An 18,092-nucleotide genomic window follows, 5' to 3' on the forward strand; every position below is an offset into this window, starting at 1 on the left:
GCCCGTTCGTTGATCGCCCGATCCTGCGATACTTAAGCAGCGCGGACGTTGGTGAGGAATTTGCTGACCTCGGTCTTCAGCCGGGTCGAGTCGTTGGACAGCATCTGCGCAGCGGACAGCACCTGCGAGGAGGCGGTGCCGGTCTCGGTGGCGCCGCGCTGCACGTCGGTGATGTTCGAGGAGACTTGCTGGGTGCCTTGGGCCGCCTGCTGAACGTTGCGGGCGATTTCCTGGGTCGCGGCTCCCTGCTCTTCCACCGCGGCCGCGATGGCCGAGGAGATTTCCGACAGGCGCTCGATGGTCGAGGAGATCTCCTTGATGGCGCCGACCGAGTCGTTGGTCGCCGCCTGGATGCCGGAGATCTGCTGGCCGATCTCGCCGGTCGCCTTGGCGGTCTGCTCGGCGAGCGCCTTCACTTCGGAAGCGACCACCGCGAAACCGCGACCGGCTTCACCGGCGCGCGCCGCTTCGATGGTGGCGTTCAGCGCCAGCAGGTTGGTCTGGCCGGCGATGGTGTTGATCAACTCGACGACGTCGCCGATGCGCGAAGCCGCCTTCGAGAGTTCGCTGACGCGCTCGGTGGTGGCACGGGCCTGGCCGACGGCATCGCCGGCCATCCGGGCCGATTCCTGAACCTGGCGGCTGATCTCGCCGACCGACGAGGCCATCTCTTCGGTCGCCGAGGCCACCGACTGCACGTTGGTGGAGGCTTCTTCCGAGGCTGCGGCAACCGTGGTCGCCATCCGCTGGGAGCGGTCGGCGGTCGAGGTCAGCGTCGAGGCGGAAGCTTCGAGCTGGGTCGAGGCCGACGACACGGTCTGGACGATCTCGCCGATCATCGATTCGAAATCGCGGGTGATGCCGTCGACGCGACGGCCGCGCTCGATCTTGGCCTCGGCGTCGCGGGCGGCAGCCTCATCGGCGGCCTTCTTGGCGATCAGCGCCTCCTTGAAGATCTGGAGGACGTCGGCCATGGCGCCGATCTCGGTCTTCTCGCCACGGTGCGGGACCTCGGCGGTCAGGTCGCCCTGACCCAGCGCCTGCATCGGCCGGATGATCGAGTTGATGCCGTTGGAGACGTCACGCACCAGGTAGACGCTGACGGCGATGCCGGCGACGACCGCGATGCCGAGAATGACCACGACCAGCATGAAAGCGTAGTAGAAGGTGTCGGCGGCGTCCGAAGCGGCCTGATCGCCGCCCTTGGTGTTGAGCTCGATGTCCTTGCCCAGGACTTCATCCGCCTGGAGGCCGATCTTGTTGACCTTCTGGCTGTTCAGCTCCTGAGCGTCATGCGGGATCTTGCCGGCATCCCGGCGCGACAACGCGAACACCTCTTCGGTGCCCTTCTTGTACTCGTCCCAGAGCTGGCCCCACTGATTGTAGAGCGCCCGCTCCTCCGGGGAGGCGATCATCGCCTCGTAGCTCTTGCGGGCCTTGGAGAGCGTCTCGAGCACGGTGCCGGCCGTCTTCTCGTTCGCGAGCTTGTCATCGAGGGTTTCGGCCAGCATGTGCTGGCGGACCACGTTGCGGAAGGTGATGACACTGGCGCGCAGGTCACCGATCACGCGGACGCTGGGCATCCAGTTCGTGGTGATATCGACGGTGTTGGCATTGATCGTCCGCATCTTCATGACGGCGAGGAGGCCCAAACCGGTCATCGCGACCAGCAGGAATGCCACGACACTGATGATCTTGGCACGAATGGATATAGTGGCGAACATAGCTGGTCTCTTTGCTTTGGCGCTGTGGCGCGCGTCCTGAAATTGCGGGTCAACCAAAGGGGCGGCGCCGACAATCCAACAACAAAGCAACTGAGCAGTTGTTAACTACGACTCCGTACGAGTACGGAACCCGAAAGAAGTGAACGAGCCGCTAAGAATGCCCTGCGCTCAGCGCATGAGCCTAAGCGCGTCCGCAAAAAAATCCGCTCCGCCGAAATTCCCCGACTTCAAAGCGAGCAGCATGTCGCCGCGCGTGCTCCCCACCGCGCGCAACACGGGGACCCCCGCAGCGATCTCCGCGCCGACGAGAAAGCCGGGAATCCCCAGACGATCGACGACGGCTCCGGAGGTCTCGCCGCCGGCCACGATCAAGCGACGAACACCTGTTTTCACTAGGCTTTCCGCGATGTCGGCCATCGCCTGCTCGATCGCATGGCCGGCCGCTTCGCGCCCACGACGCGCCTGTAACGCGGCGACCTCGTCCGGCGTCGCGCTCGATGCGATCAGCACCGGACCTGCGGCGAGCAGAGACTTCGCCCAGGCCAACGCGCGCTCGATTTCGTTCTTCCCCGTAATAATACCGTCCGTATCGAGACGGAGCACGGGCATGACGGATTCGGCCTTGGCGATCTGCTGCAACGTCGCCTGCGAACAGCTTCCCGCAAGGCACGCCACCGATCCACCCACGGCCGCATCTGATTGACCGCTTGTCGCCGTCGGCTTGACCTTGCCCGTCGAGACCAGAGCCCGTGCGAGCCCGAGGCCGATCCCGGAGGCGCCGACGGACAAGCGGTGCCCGACGGCGACCAGTCCGATGGTCTCGAGGTCACGGTCGAATACGGCATCGACGATGGCCGCGCCAACGCCGCTGCCCGACAATTCGGCAAGCCGCGCCCGGATCGCATCCGCCCCGCGGCCGACCGTGGCGAGATCAACGAGACCGACCTGCGTCCTGCTCTGGCGCGCCAGCACCCGGACCAGGTTGGAATCGTGCATCGGGTTGAGCGGGTGGTCCTTGAGCGGGCTCTCGTTCAGCGGTACGGCGCCGACGAACAGATTGCCCTGGTAAACGGTCCGGCCGGTCGCCGGGAAGGCCGGCGTCACCAGGACGACGTCTTCGCCGCAATCGGCCCGCAGCGCATCCATCACCGGGCCGATATTGCCGGCATCGGTGGAATCGAAGGTCGAGCAGATCTTGAACAGAATATGGCTCGCGCCGCGGCCCCGCAGCCATTTCTCGGCCGCGCGCGAACGCGACACGGCAAGGCCCGCGGCGATCGAACGGCTCTTCAAGGACACCACGACCGCATCGACCTCGGGCAGCGCCAGGTCGTCCGCGGGCACGCCGATGGTCTGCACGGTCCGCAGGCCGGCGCGCGTCAGCGTGTTGGCTAGGTCGGATGCCCCGGTGTAGTCGTCGGCGATGCAGCCCAGCGCAAGCGTCACGGCTTCACTCCGGCGTAGGGCTTGAACCAGGCGAGACCACCGGTGGTCTTGCCGCGCGGATTGTATTCGCAGCCGACGAACCCGGCGTAGCCGAGCCGGTCGAGTTCGGCGAACAGGAACGGATAGTTCAACTCCTCGCCGTCGGGCTCGTTGCGCGAGGGAATGCTGGCGATCTGGACGTGGCCGATGATCGGCATCATCTCGCGCAGCCGCATTGTGACGTCTCCGTGAATGATCTGGCAGTGATAGATGTCGAACTGAAGCCTCAGGTTCGGAAGGCGCAATTCGTGCACCAGGTCGCGCGCGAAGCCGAAATCGTTGAGGAAGTAGCCGGGCACGTTGCGCGCATTGATCGGCTCAAGCACGATATCGATGCCGTGCGGGGCGAAGAATTCGGCCGCCCACACCACCGATTTGTAGAAAGCTTCGATCGCGGCGCGCTCGCCGCGATTGGCGATGCCGGCCATCAGGTGCAGGCGCTTGACCCCGGTCGCCTTGGCATAGGGCAGCGCCGTTTCGAGGCTCGCCTTGAGGTCCGCAAAGCGCGCGGGAAGCGCCGCAAAGCCCTTCTCGCCGGCATTCCAGTCGCCCGGTGGCAGATTGAACAGCGCCTGCGTCAGGCCGTTGCGCTTGAGCCGCTCGCCGATCGCCTCCGGCGGATGCTCGTAGGGAAAGAGGAATTCGACGGCCGTGAAACCGGCTTTGGCCGCGGCATCGAAACGGTCGAGGAAGGGCACCTCGGTGAACATCATCGAGAGGTTGGCGGCGAAACGGGGCATTGGAATCCTCTTGGCTCTATTTGTCGCCGGGCAGCTTTACGCCGGTGACCTGCGCGTACATCCGCGCCACCGATGCGTCGTCGTCGCGGCCCATCCCGGCCGCGGCCGTCATTAGAAACATCTGCAGCGCGGCGGCGGAAACCGGCACCGGGAATCTGGCGTTGCGTGCCATGTCCTGAATGATGCCGAGGTCCTTGACGAAGATCTCGACCGCGCTCCGCGGCGCATAGTCGCCGTCGAGCACATGCGGCATCCGGTTCTCGAACATCCAGGAATTGCCGGCCGACGCCGTAATCACTTCGTAGACCCTGCGGATGTCGAGCCCCTGCCTGGCCGCGAACGCCATCGCTTCCGAAGCGGCGGCGATATGCACACCGGCCAGCAGCTGGTTGATCATCTTGAATGCCGCCCCCTGCCCCGCGGCATCGCCGAGTTCGTAGAGCTTTGCCGCCATGGCATCGAGCGCCGGTCGCGCCTTCGCAAAGGCTGCGGGGCTGCCGGAAGCCAGGATCGTCAGTTCGCCCTGCGCCGCGCGCTGGGCACCACCGGAGATCGGTGCGTCAAGATAGTGCCGGCCGGTCGCTTCCAGCTGTTTCGCCAGTCGGCGCGCCACGTCGGGATCCATGGTGGCGGAAGAGATGAAGACGGCATCCTTGGGCAGCGTCTCGGCGACGCCGTCCTTGCCGAACAGGATCGTCTCGGTCTGCGCTGCGTTGACGACGACGCTGACGACGATGTCGGCATTCCCGGCCGCTTCGGCCGGCGTCCCGGCGCCCGCACCGCCGTCCTTCACGAAGCGCGCCACCGCGTCGGCCGAGACGTCGCAGCCGGTCACGGCAAAGCCCGCGCGTTTCAGCGACGTCGCCATGCCAAATCCCATCGAGCCGAGCCCGATGACGGCGATGCGTTGACCTTGTGGGGCGGAGGCGGACATGTGACTGACCCTTGCGATCGTTTCCCGGGCGGCCGCCCTTCATGGCGGCTTGGTCAACCGAATAACACGCCTTGGCCGCGCTGCCAAAGCGTGAGACAAGCGGGCATGACGGCCATGAGCAACGAGATACGGCTGCGCGAAGATATCTGCCGCTTCGGACGCTCATTGTTCGAGCGCGGACTGACGCCGGGATCTTCCGGCAATATCAGCGTCAAGCTGGCCGACGGCGGCTGGCTGGTGACGCCGACCAACGCTTCGCTCGGCTTCCTCGATCCGGCGCGGCTGTCGCGGCTCGACGAGCAGGGCCGGCTGATCTCCGGCGACGCCCCGACCAAGGAAGTTCCGCTGCACACCGCGCTCTACGACACGCGCGGAAGCGCACGCGCGATCGTGCATCTGCACTCCACCCATTCGGTTGCGCTCTCGATGCTGCCAGAGATCGACCCACGAGCAGCACTGCCACCGATGACGGCCTACTATCTGATGAAATGCGGCGCTACCGCGCTCGTGCCCTATTACCGTCCGGGCGATCCGGCGGTTGCGGATGCGATCAAGGGGCTGGCGGGGAAATATTCATCCGTGCTGCTTGCCAATCACGGTCCGGTCGTCGCCGGCGACACGCTGGAAGCGGCCGTGTTCGCGACGGAAGAGCTGGAGGAGACGGCGAAGCTGTACCTGCTGCTGAGGGGGCTGAACCCACGCTATCTCTCGCCGGAGCAGGTGACGGATCTGGTGAAGGTGTTCGGGATCACGCTGCCGGAGCATGGGCACTAGAGCCGGGGTGGTCATGAACAAGATCGAACCACCTCAATCCCGTCATGGCGAGCGGAGCGAAGCAATCCAGATTCGCACGCAACACGATTCTGGATCGCTTTGTCGCTACGCTCCTCGCAATGACAGTAAAGCCTACAGCCCGAGATAAGCCTTCCTCACGTCCGGATTGCCCTTGATCTCGGCTGACGGGCCTTGCATCAGCACGCGCCCGGTCTGGAGGATGTAGGCGCGGTCGGCGATCTCCAGGCACTCGGCCATGCGCTGTTCGACGATCAGAACGGTCATGCCGGCGTCGCGGATCCGCAGCACGGCCTGGAAAATCTCGTCGACGAGCTTCGGCATGATGCCCTGCGAAGGCTCGTCCAGCATCAGAAGCCGCGGCCGCGTCATCAGTGCGCGACCGATCGCCAGCATCTGCTGCTCCCCGCCGGATAGTGTTTCGGCGCGCTGCTCAAGACGCTCGGACAGGCGCGGGAACAGCTTGAAGACGAGATCGAGCGGTCCCTCGCGGTCGGCCTCGCCGCGATAGAGATAGCTGCCGAGACGAAGGTTGTCGCGCACGGACAGGCGCGGGAACAGGCGACGGTTCTCCGGCACATAGGCGATGCCGGTGGCGGTGACGTGATGCTGCGCCATGCCGTCGAGGCGCTTGCCGTCGAAGGTCACCGTGCCGGAACGCGGACGCTCGGCCCCGGCGATGGACTTGAGCAGCGTCGACTTGCCGGCGCCGTTGGCGCCCGCGACGCAGACGATCTCACCCTTCTGGACCTCGATCGAGACCGCGGAGATCGCGACCAGGCCCTGATAGGCGGTCGTGACTTCATGCACCGACAGCATGACGATCTCCCAGATATGCGCTGATCACCTTGGGATCGCGAACGACATCGGCCGGCTTGCCCTCGACCAGCACCTTGCCGAGATCGAGCACGATGGCGCGATCGACCAGCGGCATCACGATCTCCATGACATGCTCGACCATCAGGACGGTGATGCCGGCATCGCGAACCTTGCGCACCAGCGCGACGCCGGTCTGCGCTTCGGTCGGCGTGAGGCCGGTCAGGACCTCGTCGAGCAGCAGCAGCTTAGGCTCGGTCGCGAGCGCGCGCGCGACTTCGAGACGCCGCTTCTCGGCCGGCACGAGGTCGCTGGCGAGCACGTCGGCGCGGGCGGCAAGGCCGGTGAACTCCAGCACCTCATGCGCCTTCCGGCGAGCTTCCCGCATCACGGTGTTGCGCACGAGCGCGCCGACGATGACGTTGTCGATCACCGTCATGGTCTCGAAGCTCTTGACGACCTGGAAGGTGCGACCGACGCCGCGCTGACAGCGCTCCGCCGCCGGCATTCCCGTGACATCCTCGCCGTCGAACCAGATCGAACCCTGGGTGGGCGGCAGCACGCCTGCGATCAGGTTGAACAGCGTGGACTTGCCGGCGCCGTTGGGACCGATCAGGCCGACGATCTCGCCGCGGCCTACCGAAATCGAGACGTCACTGTTGGCGACGAGACCGCCGAAGCGCTGCCAGACGCCGCGGGTTTCGAGGAGCGCGGTCATCGCGTGGCTCCCCTTGCCTTTGCCCGCGAGAACAGGCTGACCAGGCCCTGAGGCAGCGCCAGCGAGATCAGGACGATCAGCGTGCCGTACACGATGAGGTCGACGCCGCGCCCGGAGCCGCCGATGTAAGAGCGCGTCAGCTCCGTCATCGGAATCAGGATGGCCGCGCCGAGCACCGGTCCCCAGAGGGTCCCGATGCCGCCGAGAACGGCGGGCAGCGCCATCAGCAGCGAGAACTGGAAACCCATCACACTCTCGGGATCGATATAGGCGAGAAACTGAGCATAAAAGGCGCCGCCGACGGCAACGAGGAAGGCGGAGACGGCAGCCGCGCCCATCTTGGAATTGAACACGACGACGCCGAGGCTTTCGGCGGCTTCCGGATTATCCTTCACCGCGCGCCACCAGAAGCCCCATTTGGAATCTTCCAGCCACCAGGTGACGAACCACGCGAGGCTGCACAGCGCCAGAGCGAAATAGAAATACGGCAGCTTGCTGCGCATGAACTGGAATTTCAGCCAGCTGTCGCCGCGCACCGGAACGGTGATTCCCATCGCGGCCCCCGCCCATTCCCAGTTCTGGAACAGGAGCAGCCCGATCTCGGCTATGACGATCGTCGCGATCACGAAGTAATGGCCGCGCAGGCGGAAGAAGGGATAACCGAGCACCATCGCGATCAGGGCCGCGAGCAACCCGCCTGCGAGCATGCCGAACCAGGGCAGTACGCCGAACTTCGTGAACAGGAGTTCTGTGGTGTAGGCGCCGATGCCGAAATAGAGCGCGTGCCCGAGCGAGATCTGGCCGCAATAGCCGGAAAGGATGTTCCAGCTCTGCGACAGCGCCGCATACATCAGCGTCAGGATCAGGATGTTCTGGACGTAGACGTCCTTGATGAACAGCGGTGCCAGCGCGGCAATCACGGCAAGCACGGCGGCGACGATGAGATCGCGGCGGCGCCGCGCGACAAAATTCTTGTCCATCACATCGATCCGAACAGGCCGCGCGGCCGGATGAAGACGACGAGCAGGTAGACGGCGTAGATGCCGACCGATTTCAGCGACGGTGGCAGCACCAGCGCGGTGACCGCCTCGACCAGACCGACGATGATGCCGCCGGCGAAGGCGCCGAACACGCTGCCGAAGCCGCCGAGAGCCACCGTGACATAGGCGATCAGCGCAAAGGACGCACCGACGTCGGGATAGATGTAGAAGAAGCTCGCCATGATCGCGCCGGCGAGTCCGACCAGCGCCGCGCCCAGGCCCCACCCCAGCGCGAACACGCGGTTCTTGTCGATGCCGACCAGCGCCACCGCGCCCGGATCTTCACGGGTGGCTTCGAGCGCGCGACCGAAATCGGTGCGGTGGATGAAGAAATAGAGGCCCGCAAAGGCCGCGATCGCGACCAGCGCGCCGGCCAGTTGCGGCTCGGGCAGGAAGATGCCGGCGACCGACATCGTCTTGCCGCCGAGCCAGGATTGGGGGACGCTGCGATAGTCCGGCGTGAAGAAGAACTGCGCGAGGCCGCGCATCACGATGGCAAGGCCGAAGGTAGAGAAGATCTGCACCATGCCGGCATTGGCCTTGGCCCGCATGGCGAAACGCACGATCAATAGGTAGACGACCGCCCCGAACACGAACAGGGCAGCCGCGACCAGCGGCGCCGAGAGCAAGGGGTCGATGGCGAAAAACGCGAACAGGAAGAACGTCGCGTACATCGCGATCATCAGGAACTCGCCATGGGCGAAGTTCACGACGTCCATCAGGCCGAAGATCAGCGCGAGACCGACGGCGATCAGCCCGTAGAGCAGCCCCATGAGAAGGCCGCTCGCAAGACTCTGGACAATGGCTTGGGCTGTCACCTCTGGTCCCCCGCTCGATACATCACGACAGGCTCCGTCATGGCGAGCGAAGCCAAGCAATCCAGCGCCGACTCCAAGAAAGCCGACTGGATCGCTTCGTCGCGTCGCTCTCGCAGAGACGGTGCAGGGGCAGTTTGATCATCCCGCCCTCACCTCGCCTGCTGCTCCAATCGCGTCCGGCTTACTTCATTGGCCAGATCGCTTCGGCGATCGCGGCCTGCGGCGGGAAGATGGTGACGAACTTGCCGCCGACATATTGCAGGAGCACCGGATCGGCGTCGTTGTTCTGGCCCATGTCGTCGAACTTGATGCGCTTCCAGGGCATGATGGTCTGCTCGCCCGGAATGTCGGTCGCCGCCAGCGCGTCGCGGATCTTCTCGCCGTCGGCCGACTTGGCGCGGTTAATCGCGTCGGCCAGGATGATCAGGCCCATGAACTGGCGCGAGGTGAGATCGTTGAAATCCTTGCCCGACTTGGCCTTGAACATGTCGTTGATCTTGCCGACCATCGGACGCTTCTGCGCCAGGTCGAGCGAGAACGTGCCGCGCGAGATCACGCCTTCGAGCTTGTCGCCGACGGCGTCGTAGAGCGCCTTCTCGGAGAAGCCGGCGTCCTGCGCCACGATCGCGTTCGGCTTGTAGCCGAGCTCGGCCATGGTCTTGACGAGCAGGATGCCGTCGGTGGTGTAGCTCGACGGCATCAGCACGTCGGCATTCGCCGACTTGAGCTGCTGCACTTCGGCCGAGAGCGAGGGCGAGTTGGCGCGGTACTTGATGTCGGAGACGATCTTGTAGCCGCGCTCGCTGGCGATCTTGGTCTGGGCGTTGCCGGAATCGGTGCCGAAGATCGTGTCCTCGTGGAACAGCGACAGCGTCTCGATCTTGGTGCCCTTCTTCTTCATGGCATCGAAGAAGTCGAACATCGCGGCCGAGTACATCTCGTCATGCGGCGCGGCGCGGAAGTAATATTTGAGGCCGCGGCGATGCAGGCTCGGCGAGGAGTTGTCGGCCGACACGAACGGGATCTGGTAGCGTTCGCAGATCTGGCTGACGGTGACGGCGACCGCGCTCTGGTAGGTGCCGATGATGGCGGAGACCTTCTCTTGCGTGATCAGGCGTTCGGCTTCGGCGCGGCCCTTCTGCGGATCGGCCTGGTGATCGGCAAACACGAGACGGACCTTGGCACCGCCGAGGCCCGGCAGTCCCTCGCCCTTCGCCAGCGGCAGGTCGAAATCGGTGTCCTTGTTGATGACTTCGAGTGCGGTCTCGTAGGCCTTCTGCGCGTCGATGCCCTGCTGTGCGCTGCCGCCGGAGAACGGATAGATGACGCCGATCACCACTTCCGAAGTCTGTGCGCGCGCGGCCAGCGGCACCAGGGCAGCAGTGGCGGTGGCTCCGAGCAGCACGTCGCGGCGAGTGATCGTCATGGCAGCATTCCCCTCTTACTGGATCTTTCCGCTCCTCGATGGAGCGATTGACACGCGCGGTAAAGCCTGAAGAAGCAGCAGACGCTGCCCATTAAATCACGGCCATATTCCTGTTCTTCAAATCGGTCACGAGCATCAGGCCGGGCGAATGCGTGATGGCGAACGGCAGCTTGGCAGCGTTGATCACCGATTGCGGTGTGACACCGCACGCCCAGAACACGGGGATTTCGTCAGCGGTGACGGGCACCGGATCGCCGTAGTCGGGCTTGGAAATGTCCTTGATGCCGATCAGGTGCGGATGGCCGAGATGCACGGGCGCGCCGTGCACGGCGGGATAGCGCGAGGTGATCTGCACCGCGCGGATCGCATCGGCCGGCTTGAACGGACGCATCGACACGACCATGGGACCGGCGAACGGCCCGGCCTCGCCGCAGGCGATGTTGGTGCGGTACATCGGCACGCGCACATTGTGCTCGATGTGGCGGATCGGCATGCCCTCGTCGAGCAGCGCCTCCTCGAACGAGAACGAGCAGCCGAGCACGAAGGTCACGAGATCGTCGCGCCAGTACTTCGACACGTCGGTCGGCTCGTCGACGACCTCGCCGTCGCGCCAGACCCGATAGCGCGGCACGTCGGTGCGGATGTCGAGATCCGCGCCGAGCGAAGGGATGTGCGGACTGCCGACATCGGACATGCCGATGATCGGGCACGGTTTCGGATTGAGCTGGCAGAAGCGGTGAAAGGCGCCGGCGTACTCCGCCGGCAGGATCGCGAGATTGCCCTGGACGAAGCCGGGAGCGATGCCGGCGGTCGAAGCGACCAGTCCCTCGCGGTAGGCGAGCCGCGCCTTGCGGCTCGGGAGCGTGTCGGGCGTCTCAGTTTGCTGCGCTGCCACCAAAACAGTCATTTGATCGACCTGCCTATAAACTCGACAAGGACAGCCAACACCAAGCGTGCTATAAAGTCTAATCTTCCTTTCTAATCAATCTCGATAAATCTAATTTATCGGTCGGGAAAATCCTTCCAATGCTGGACTTCAGATCGATCGAAACCTTCCTCTGGGTTGTGAAGCTCGGCAGCTTCCGCGGCGCCGCGGCGCGGCTCAACACCACTCAGCCGGCGATCTCCCAGCGCATCGCCCAGCTCGAGCGCGAGATGGGTGTGAAACTCCTCAACCGCGACCATCGGATGGCCTCGCCCACGCCGAGCGGCCGGCAGATGATGGTCTACGCGGAGAAGCTGATCGGCCTGCGCGCCGCGATGATGGCCGAGATCGGCGATCGCTCTGCCATGCGCGGCGTGATGCGCCTCGGCGTCGCCGAGACGATCGTGCACACTTGGTTGCCGCGCCTCGTCAAGAGCGTGAACGAGGTCTATCCGAACCTGTCGCTGGAGATCGAAGTCGACATCACGCCGAACCTCACCGCGCGCCTGCTCGCGCAGGAGATCGAGCTGGCCTTCGTGGTGGGACCGCTGTCGGCCTCTGGCGTGCACAACCGCGTGCTCGCGGATTATCCCATCGGCTTCCTCGCGAGCCCCTCGCTGGGACTCGGCATGGGCCCGGTGACTCGCGCCGAGCTGGCGCGATTTCCGATCATCACATTTCCTCGCAAGACGCGGCCTTACGAGGTCGTGCGCGAGGTGTTCGACCGGCCGGAGCTGCCGCCGATCCGGCTCCACGCGTCCGCGTCGCTGGCGACCGTCATCCACATGGCGGTCGAAGGCCTCGGCATCGCGGTGATCCCGGACGCCATCGTCGAGAACGAGCTGTCCGACGGACGTCTGCAACTGCTTCACACCGATCTCGCGATCGCGCCGCTCACGTTCACCGCGAGCTGGCTGGCCTCGCCCGACGTCGTGGCGGTGGAGCGCGTCGCCGAACTCGCACGGCAGATTGCGCAGAGCAGCCTCGCGGTTGACGAGCCCGTGCAGGCGCGTCATTGAAAAGACGCCGGACAACCTTCAACGTCATTCCGGGGCGATGCGACGGCATCGAACCCGGAATCTCGAGATTCCGGGCTCGGCTCCTCGAGCCGCCCCGGAAGGACAGCTGAGAGACTGACCGCATGAGCCGAGCCGCCACCAACCTGCAAATCGATTCCGCCCGTCTCTGGGGCTCCATCCACGAAACCGCGCAATTCGGCGCGACTGCCAAGGGCGGCGTGCGTCGGCTCACGCTGAGCGCGGAGGACAAGCAGGTGCGCGACTGGTTTCGCAAGGCCTGCGAGGACGCCGGCCTGGAGGTGCATGTCGATGCGCTGGGCTCTCAGTTCGGCCTGCGCAAGGGGCGCGACATGTCGAAGCCGCCCGTCGGCATAGGCTCGCATCTCGACACGCAGCCGACCGGCGGCAAGTACGACGGTATTCTCGGCACGCTCGGCGCGCTGGAAGTGATCCGCACGCTCAATGACGCCGGCATCGAGACCGAGGCGCCGATCTGCATCGTCAACTGGACCAACGAGGAAGGCTCCCGCTTCGCGCCCGCGATGATGGCGTCCGCGGCCTATGTCGGCGACTTCACCACCGACGACATCCTCTCGCGCAAGGACGCCGAAGGCATCACGGTCGCGCACGCGCTCAATAGCATCGGCTACCGCGGCGACAAGGCGGTCGGTTTCCAGAAGCTCGGCTGTTTCGTCGAGCTCCACATCGAACAGGGCCCGATCCTGGAGGCCGAAGGCAAGACCATCGGCGTGGTCGATTCCGGTCAGGGCGTGCTCTGGTACGACGGCAAGATTTCCGGCTTCGAGAGCCATGCCGGATCGACGCCGATGCCTCTGCGGCGCGATGCGCTGGCGACGCTCTCGGAGATCGTGCTGGCGATGGAGGCCATCGCGAAAAAGCATGGACCGAAGGCGGTCGGCACCATCGGCGAGGCCGTCATCGCAAATCCATCCCGCAACGTCATTCCCGGCGAGATCGTGTTCACGGTCGACTGCCGCAGCGCGGACGCCTCGATCATGGACGCGCTGGATCGCGACCTGCGCGGCGCCATCGCCGAGATCGCCGCACGCCGCAAGGTCGACGTGAATCTCGACCTGGTCTGGCGCAAGCCGCCGACGCATTTCGATCCGAAGCTCGTTGCAGCGGTCGAAAATGCGGCGACGACGCTCGGCTATTCCTCGCGCCGCATCACGTCCGGCGCCGGCCACGACGCCTGCAACCTCAACACCGTCATGCCCGCGGCGATGGTGTTCGTGCCCTGCAAGGACGGCATCAGCCACAACGAACTGGAGGATGCCACGCAGCCCGACTGCACGGCAGGCACCAACGTGCTGATGCATACGGTGCTGGCGATCGCCGGCGTGGCATCCTGACCGGAGACAGCCATGCGCGGAGTTTTCGTCGACGCCAACGAAGCCCTCGCCCTGATCATGGAGCGGCTGGAGAAACCCGGCGACCCAAGCGTGCGGATCAATCGCGATCCCGACATCAAGCCCGAGCAATATCCCGAGATCCTGGACGGCGCCGAGATCGCGATCGTCGATCACACCGCGCTGCCGACCGATGTCGCGAGGACATGCGCAGGCCTCAAGCACGTCGTATTCCTCGGCACCGGCGCGCGCAGCTACATGAATCCGGAAGAGCTGGCCGAGCTAGGCATCTCCGTGCACCTGATCAAGGGCTATGGCGATACGGCGGTCGCGGAATCCGCGATCGCACTGATGTGGGCCTCGGCCCGGGTCATCGCGATGATGGATCGCGAAATGCGCGGCGGCAACTGGCTGCGCGAGGACGGCATGCAGCTCACCGGCAAGACTCTCGGCCTGATCGGGTTCGGCGGCATCGCCGCCGAGGTCGCGCGCATCGCTTCGGGTAGCGGCATGAAGGTGATCGCCTGGAACCGCTCGCCGAAGAGCCATCCGGGCGTGACGTTCACGGATCTCGACACCGTTCTGGCGAAAAGCGACGTCGTCTCGCTGCACTTGCTGCTCAACGACGAGACGCGTGGCATGATCACCCGCGAGAAGATCGCGAAGATGAAACCCGGCATCATCCTTATCAACACCGCGCGGGGCGCCATCATCGACGAACAGGCGATGATCGACGCGCTGAAATCGGGCCACATCCGTCACGCCGGCCTCGACGTCTTCAACATCGAGCCGCTGCCCGGCGATCATCCGCTGACGAAGCTGCCGAACGTGACGCTGTCCGCGCATTCCGCCTTCCGCACGCCGGAGGCGAGCGAGAACCTGATTGAAGCCGCCTGGATCCACTGCCGCCGGATCGTGAAAGGATAAGAAGAACGACAATGGCTGACTATCGCACCATCAAGGCCGAGGCCCTCACCAACGTCGTCCGCGCCATCGTCAAGGCCGGCGGTTCCACGGATCGCGAGGCCGATCTCGTGTCCACCAATCTGGTCGAAGCCAATCTCAAGGGACACGATTCGCATGGCGTCGGCATGATCCCGCGCTATGTCCAGAGCGTCACCACCGGCGGCCTCGCCGTGAACCAGCACGTCAAGATCGTGCTCGACACCGGTCCCCTTCTCACTCTGGATGGCCTCACCGGCTACGGCCAGGTGATCGGCCATGAAGCGATGGAGCTGGCGGCCGAGCGCGCCAAGAGCAACGGCGTGTGTCTCGTCGGCCTCTCCAACGCACACCACATCGGCCGCATCGGCCACTGGGCCGAGCAGTGCATCGATCACGGGCTGGTCTCGATCCATTTCGTCAACGTGATCTCCCGCCCGATCGTGGCGCCCTGGGGCGGCAGCGACGCGCGCCACGGCACCAATCCGTTCTGCGTCGGCATCCCGCGCAACGGCAAGGAGCCGATCGTGCTCGACTTCGCCACCAGCAGGATCGCGCAGGGCAAGACCCGCGTCGCCCACAACAAGGGCATCGAACTCGAACCCGGCACCGTCATCGACAATGAAGGCAAGCCCACCGTCAACCCGCGCTACACCGTGATCCCGCCGCACGGCGCCATCCTGCCGTTCGGTGAGCACAAGGGCTCGGGGCTGGCGCTGGTGTGCGAAATCCTCGGCGGCGCGCTCTCCGGCGGGCAGGCGGTCAAGGGACCGTCCGACGGCAAGCACAACGTCCTCAACGGCATGCTCTCGATCGTGATCGATCCGAAAAAGCTCGGCACCGGCGAGAACCTGGCGCGCGAGGTCGAAGGCTTCGTCGCCTGGCACACCGGCTCGCCGCCCGCCCCCGGCGTCGACAAGGTCAGGATCGCCGGCGAGCCCGAGCGCGAGACCAAGAAGAAGCGTCTCGCCGAGGGCGTTCCGGTCGATCCGACCACTTGGCAGGAGATTCTGGCGGCCGGGAAGACGTTCGGGCTGGATCAGGCCACGATCGAGAAGATCGCGGGCTAGTCGCGAACGAAGCCCATCGGGGTCGTCCCGTCGAAGGCCGGGACTCATAACCGCCGGACTTTGTTTGGCGAAGACTCGAAGTTGCCGGCTGTCGCCGCAACTCTCCCTGGGGCAATGGGTCCCGGCGTTCGCCGGGACGACACCTTGGCTGGCAACGCGCCTTGCGCTGACTGCTCGCCTTAGTCCACCATATCCGCAACCGCCTTGCCGCAGGCCGTCGTGTCGGCATTGCCGCCGAGATCCTTGGTGCGCAGCGTGCGTTCGGCGAGCGTCCGCTCGATCGCGTCGACGATCGACTTGCCGGCTTCCTTCTCACCGAGATGTTCGAACATCATCGCGCCCGACCAGATCATGCCGATCGGATTGGCGATGCCCTGCCCCGCGATGTCGGGCGCCGAGCCATGGACCGGCTCGAACACCGATGGGAAGTTACCCTCCGGATTGATGTTGCCCGACGGCGCGATGCCAATCGTGCCGGTGCAGGCGGGACCGAGATCGGAGAGGATATCGCCGAACAGGTTGGAGCCGACGACGACGTCGAACCAGTCCGGATGCAGCACGAAGTTCGCGGTGAGGATGTCGATGTGGTACTTGTCCCATTTGACGCCCGGAAACTTCTTCGCCACCGCTTCCACGCGCTCGTCCCAATAGGGCATCGTGATGGAGATGCCGTTGGACTTGGTCGCCGAGGTCAGGTGCTTCTTCGGGCGCGACTGCGCGAGCTCGAAGGCGAATTTCAGGATGCGGTCGACGCCGGTGCGGGTCATCACCGTCTGCTGCGTCACGAACTCCCGGTCAGTGTCGGGGAACATGCGGCCGCCGACCGATGAATATTCGCCTTCCGTGTTCTCGCGCACGACCCAGAAGTCGATGTCGCCGGGCTTGCGGTTCGCCAGCGGCGACGGCACGCCGGGCATCAACCGCACCGGACGCAGGTTCACATACTGATCGAACTCGCGGCGAAACTTGATCAGCGAGCCCCACAGCGAGACGTGATCCGGAATTTTCGCCGGCCAGCCGACCGCGCCGAAATAGATCGCGTCGTGCTTGCCGATCTTGTCCTTCCAGTCGTCCGGCATCATCTGGCCGTGCTTCTCGTAATAATCCCAGGACGAGAAGTCGAAATGGTCGAAATGCAGGGAAACACCGTGTTTCTTGGCCGCGACCTCCAGAACGCGCAGGCCTTCCGGCATCACTTCCTTGCCGATGCCATCGCCTGGAATGACGGCGATCCGGTATTGTTTCTTGCTCATCGAATATGTCCTTGGGTTGGTCGGCAGCCGCCGCCCTTCGATCGCACTGCAATGGACCAAACTCGCCGGCAGTGCAACGCTGCACTGCAATGTTGACCGTGGCGCGGGCGACGGCCTACTGGTTTCATCCTGTTCCCACGAGTGAGTACTCCCATGGATCTGCATCTGCGTGGCAAGCGTGTCCTGATCACGGGCGCGTCCAAGGGCATCGGCGCCGCCGCCGCCGAGGCATTCGCCGAGGAAGGCTGCCATCTCCTGCTCGCCGCCCGCAGCGGGGAGGCCCTCAAGACGCTCGCCGATCGCTTGCGCTCTGCCCACCAGATCGATGCCACGACGACCGTCGTGGACCTGCGCAAGAACGAAGACGTTGCGCGCCTGGCGAAAGAGGCGGCCGACATCGACGTTCTCGTCAACAATGCCGGCGACATCCCCGGCGGCTCCATCGACAAGATCGACGAGAGCACATGGCGGCATGCCTGGGAATTGAAGGTGTTCGGCTACATCAACCTCACCCGCATGATCTACGCGCAGATGAAGATGCGCGGCGGCGGCGTGATCATCAACGACATCGGCGCGGCCGGCGAGAAGTTCGACGCCAATTACATCTGCGGCAGCGCCGGCAATGCCGCGCTGATGGCCTTCACCCGCGCGCTCGGGGGCAAGAGCCTTGCCGACAACATCCGCGTGGTCGGCATCAATCCCGGACCGGTCGGCACGGACCGCCACGTCACGCTGCTCAAGACGCGGGCGAAGCATCAATTGGGCGATGAGAATCGCTACAAGGAGTTCCAGAAAGGCCTGCCGCTCGGCCGTCCGGCGCATGCGCGCGAGATCGGCGACCTCATGGCATTCCTGGCCTCCGATCGCTCCGGCTATACGTCGGGCGTGATCTACACGGTGGACGGCGGCATCAGCGCAGGGTGGGGTTAGGTTCTCCCGTCATTGCGATCGCAACGAAGCAATCCAGGAACGGAGCCGGGGTGGCGGTCTGGATTGTTTCGTTGCGCTCGCAATGACGAA

17 protein-coding genes are annotated in these 18,092 nt (G+C 64.9%); 6 read left to right on the forward strand and 11 right to left on the reverse strand.

The window, feature by feature from the left end:
* Positions 1-32 precede the first annotated feature (32 nt).
* The 4 genes from QM712_RS06150 to ltnD form a co-directional block, all read right to left on the reverse strand.
* Positions 33-1,724: a methyl-accepting chemotaxis protein gene (locus QM712_RS06150; protein ID WP_415022174.1), complete on the reverse strand. Its 1,692-nt coding sequence runs from the start codon at positions 1,722-1,724 to the stop codon at positions 33-35.
* A gap of 168 nt (positions 1,725-1,892) precedes the next feature.
* Positions 1,893-3,170 carry a 3-oxo-tetronate kinase gene (gene otnK / locus QM712_RS06155; RefSeq protein WP_415022175.1) on the reverse strand — a complete coding sequence of 426 codons (1,278 nt, stop codon included), beginning with the start codon at positions 3,168-3,170 and terminating at the stop codon, positions 1,893-1,895.
* Entirely contained in the window at positions 3,167-3,949 is a 783-nt protein-coding gene (gene otnI, locus QM712_RS06160; protein WP_415022176.1) for a 2-oxo-tetronate isomerase, read from the reverse strand. Before otnI ends, otnK begins: the two co-directional genes overlap by 4 nt.
* Positions 3,950-3,965: 16 nt before the next feature.
* Positions 3,966-4,883, reverse strand: coding sequence for an L-threonate dehydrogenase (gene ltnD, locus QM712_RS06165; protein WP_415022177.1), 918 nt, complete (start codon positions 4,881-4,883; stop codon positions 3,966-3,968).
* 105 nt (positions 4,884-4,988) lie between these two features.
* Here ltnD and QM712_RS06170 point away from each other — a divergent pair, with 105 nt between their 5' ends.
* Positions 4,989-5,657 carry an aldolase gene (locus tag QM712_RS06170; protein ID WP_415022178.1) on the forward strand — a complete coding sequence of 223 codons (669 nt, stop codon included), beginning with the start codon at positions 4,989-4,991 and terminating at the stop codon, positions 5,655-5,657.
* 132 nt (positions 5,658-5,789) lie between these two features.
* Here QM712_RS06170 and QM712_RS06175 read toward each other — a convergent pair whose 3' ends face one another.
* The 6 genes from QM712_RS06175 to QM712_RS06200 form a co-directional block, all read right to left on the reverse strand.
* On the reverse strand, positions 5,790-6,494 hold the full coding sequence (locus QM712_RS06175; RefSeq protein ID WP_415022179.1) for an ABC transporter ATP-binding protein: 705 nt from the start codon (positions 6,492-6,494) through the stop codon (positions 5,790-5,792).
* A complete protein-coding gene (locus QM712_RS06180) occupies positions 6,478-7,209 on the reverse strand; it encodes an ABC transporter ATP-binding protein (RefSeq protein WP_415022180.1) in 732 nt (243 codons plus the stop codon). Before QM712_RS06180 ends, QM712_RS06175 begins: the two co-directional genes overlap by 17 nt.
* A complete protein-coding gene (locus tag QM712_RS06185) occupies positions 7,206-8,189 on the reverse strand; it encodes a branched-chain amino acid ABC transporter permease (protein ID WP_415022181.1) in 984 nt (327 codons plus the stop codon). The genes QM712_RS06180 and QM712_RS06185 overlap by 4 nt, the downstream gene beginning before the upstream one ends.
* Positions 8,189-9,067, reverse strand: a complete 879-nt coding sequence (locus QM712_RS06190) for a branched-chain amino acid ABC transporter permease (protein ID WP_415022182.1) — start codon at positions 9,065-9,067, stop codon at positions 8,189-8,191. The genes QM712_RS06185 and QM712_RS06190 overlap by 1 nt, the downstream gene beginning before the upstream one ends.
* 181 nt (positions 9,068-9,248) lie before the next feature.
* The gene (locus tag QM712_RS06195) at positions 9,249-10,493 is read right to left on the reverse strand and encodes an ABC transporter substrate-binding protein (protein WP_415022183.1); all 1,245 of its coding nucleotides are present in this window, start codon (positions 10,491-10,493) and stop codon (positions 9,249-9,251) included.
* A gap of 91 nt (positions 10,494-10,584) precedes the next feature.
* Positions 10,585-11,400 carry a putative hydro-lyase gene (locus tag QM712_RS06200; RefSeq protein ID WP_415022184.1) on the reverse strand — a complete coding sequence of 272 codons (816 nt, stop codon included), beginning with the start codon at positions 11,398-11,400 and terminating at the stop codon, positions 10,585-10,587.
* Between the two features lie 119 nt (positions 11,401-11,519).
* Between QM712_RS06200 and QM712_RS06205 the strand changes: the two genes are divergently transcribed.
* From QM712_RS06205 to QM712_RS06220, 4 genes are all read left to right on the forward strand, one after another.
* Positions 11,520-12,437 carry a LysR family transcriptional regulator gene (locus QM712_RS06205; protein ID WP_415022185.1) on the forward strand — a complete coding sequence of 306 codons (918 nt, stop codon included), beginning with the start codon at positions 11,520-11,522 and terminating at the stop codon, positions 12,435-12,437.
* 122 nt (positions 12,438-12,559) lie between these two features.
* Positions 12,560-13,810 carry a Zn-dependent hydrolase gene (locus QM712_RS06210; protein ID WP_415022186.1) on the forward strand — a complete coding sequence of 417 codons (1,251 nt, stop codon included), beginning with the start codon at positions 12,560-12,562 and terminating at the stop codon, positions 13,808-13,810.
* Positions 13,811-13,822: 12 nt separating this feature from the next.
* Positions 13,823-14,734, forward strand: a complete 912-nt coding sequence (locus QM712_RS06215; RefSeq protein ID WP_415022187.1) for an NAD(P)-dependent oxidoreductase — start codon at positions 13,823-13,825, stop codon at positions 14,732-14,734.
* An 11-nt stretch (positions 14,735-14,745) separates the two neighbouring features.
* Complete coding sequence (locus tag QM712_RS06220; protein ID WP_415022188.1) at positions 14,746-15,819, forward strand: malate/lactate/ureidoglycolate dehydrogenase; 1,074 nt, start codon at positions 14,746-14,748, stop codon at positions 15,817-15,819.
* 179 nt (positions 15,820-15,998) lie between these two features.
* Here QM712_RS06220 and QM712_RS06225 read toward each other — a convergent pair whose 3' ends face one another.
* Positions 15,999-17,072, reverse strand: a complete 1,074-nt coding sequence (locus QM712_RS06225) for a tartrate dehydrogenase (protein WP_415022189.1) — start codon at positions 17,070-17,072, stop codon at positions 15,999-16,001.
* A gap of 153 nt (positions 17,073-17,225) precedes the next feature.
* Here QM712_RS06225 and QM712_RS06230 point away from each other — a divergent pair, with 153 nt between their 5' ends.
* Positions 17,226-18,002: an SDR family oxidoreductase gene (locus QM712_RS06230; RefSeq protein WP_415022190.1), complete on the forward strand. Its 777-nt coding sequence runs from the start codon at positions 17,226-17,228 to the stop codon at positions 18,000-18,002.
* Positions 18,003-18,092 lie beyond the last annotated feature (90 nt).

It is taken from the genome of Bradyrhizobium sp., assembly GCF_047605465.1.
Taxonomy (GTDB): domain Bacteria; phylum Pseudomonadota; class Alphaproteobacteria; order Rhizobiales; family Xanthobacteraceae; genus Bradyrhizobium.

Bases quoted from the DNA above. Each gene is read 5' to 3' on its own strand.
- QM712_RS06220 (WP_415022188.1), top strand. From the start codon at position 14,746: ATGGCTGACTATCGCACCATCAAGGCCGAGGCCCTCACCAACGTCGTC.
- QM712_RS06185 (WP_415022181.1), bottom strand. From the start codon at position 8,189: ATGGACAAGAATTTTGTCGCGCGGCGCCGCCGCGATCTCATCGTCGCC.
- QM712_RS06230 (WP_415022190.1), top strand. From the start codon at position 17,226: ATGGATCTGCATCTGCGTGGCAAGCGTGTCCTGATCACGGGCGCGTCC.
- QM712_RS06180 (WP_415022180.1), bottom strand. From the start codon at position 7,209: ATGACCGCGCTCCTCGAAACCCGCGGCGTCTGGCAGCGCTTCGGCGGT.
- QM712_RS06195 (WP_415022183.1), bottom strand. From the start codon at position 10,493: ATGACGATCACTCGCCGCGACGTGCTGCTCGGAGCCACCGCCACTGCT.
- QM712_RS06210 (WP_415022186.1), top strand. From the start codon at position 12,560: ATGAGCCGAGCCGCCACCAACCTGCAAATCGATTCCGCCCGTCTCTGG.
- QM712_RS06200 (WP_415022184.1), bottom strand. From the start codon at position 11,400: ATGACTGTTTTGGTGGCAGCGCAGCAAACTGAGACGCCCGACACGCTC.
- QM712_RS06205 (WP_415022185.1), top strand. From the start codon at position 11,520: ATGCTGGACTTCAGATCGATCGAAACCTTCCTCTGGGTTGTGAAGCTC.
- QM712_RS06150 (WP_415022174.1), bottom strand. From the start codon at position 1,724: ATGTTCGCCACTATATCCATTCGTGCCAAGATCATCAGTGTCGTGGCA.
- QM712_RS06225 (WP_415022189.1), bottom strand. From the start codon at position 17,072: ATGAGCAAGAAACAATACCGGATCGCCGTCATTCCAGGCGATGGCATC.
- ltnD (WP_415022177.1), bottom strand. From the start codon at position 4,883: ATGTCCGCCTCCGCCCCACAAGGTCAACGCATCGCCGTCATCGGGCTC.
- otnI (WP_415022176.1), bottom strand. From the start codon at position 3,949: ATGCCCCGTTTCGCCGCCAACCTCTCGATGATGTTCACCGAGGTGCCC.
- QM712_RS06175 (WP_415022179.1), bottom strand. From the start codon at position 6,494: ATGCTGTCGGTGCATGAAGTCACGACCGCCTATCAGGGCCTGGTCGCG.
- QM712_RS06170 (WP_415022178.1), top strand. From the start codon at position 4,989: ATGACGGCCATGAGCAACGAGATACGGCTGCGCGAAGATATCTGCCGC.
- QM712_RS06215 (WP_415022187.1), top strand. From the start codon at position 13,823: ATGCGCGGAGTTTTCGTCGACGCCAACGAAGCCCTCGCCCTGATCATG.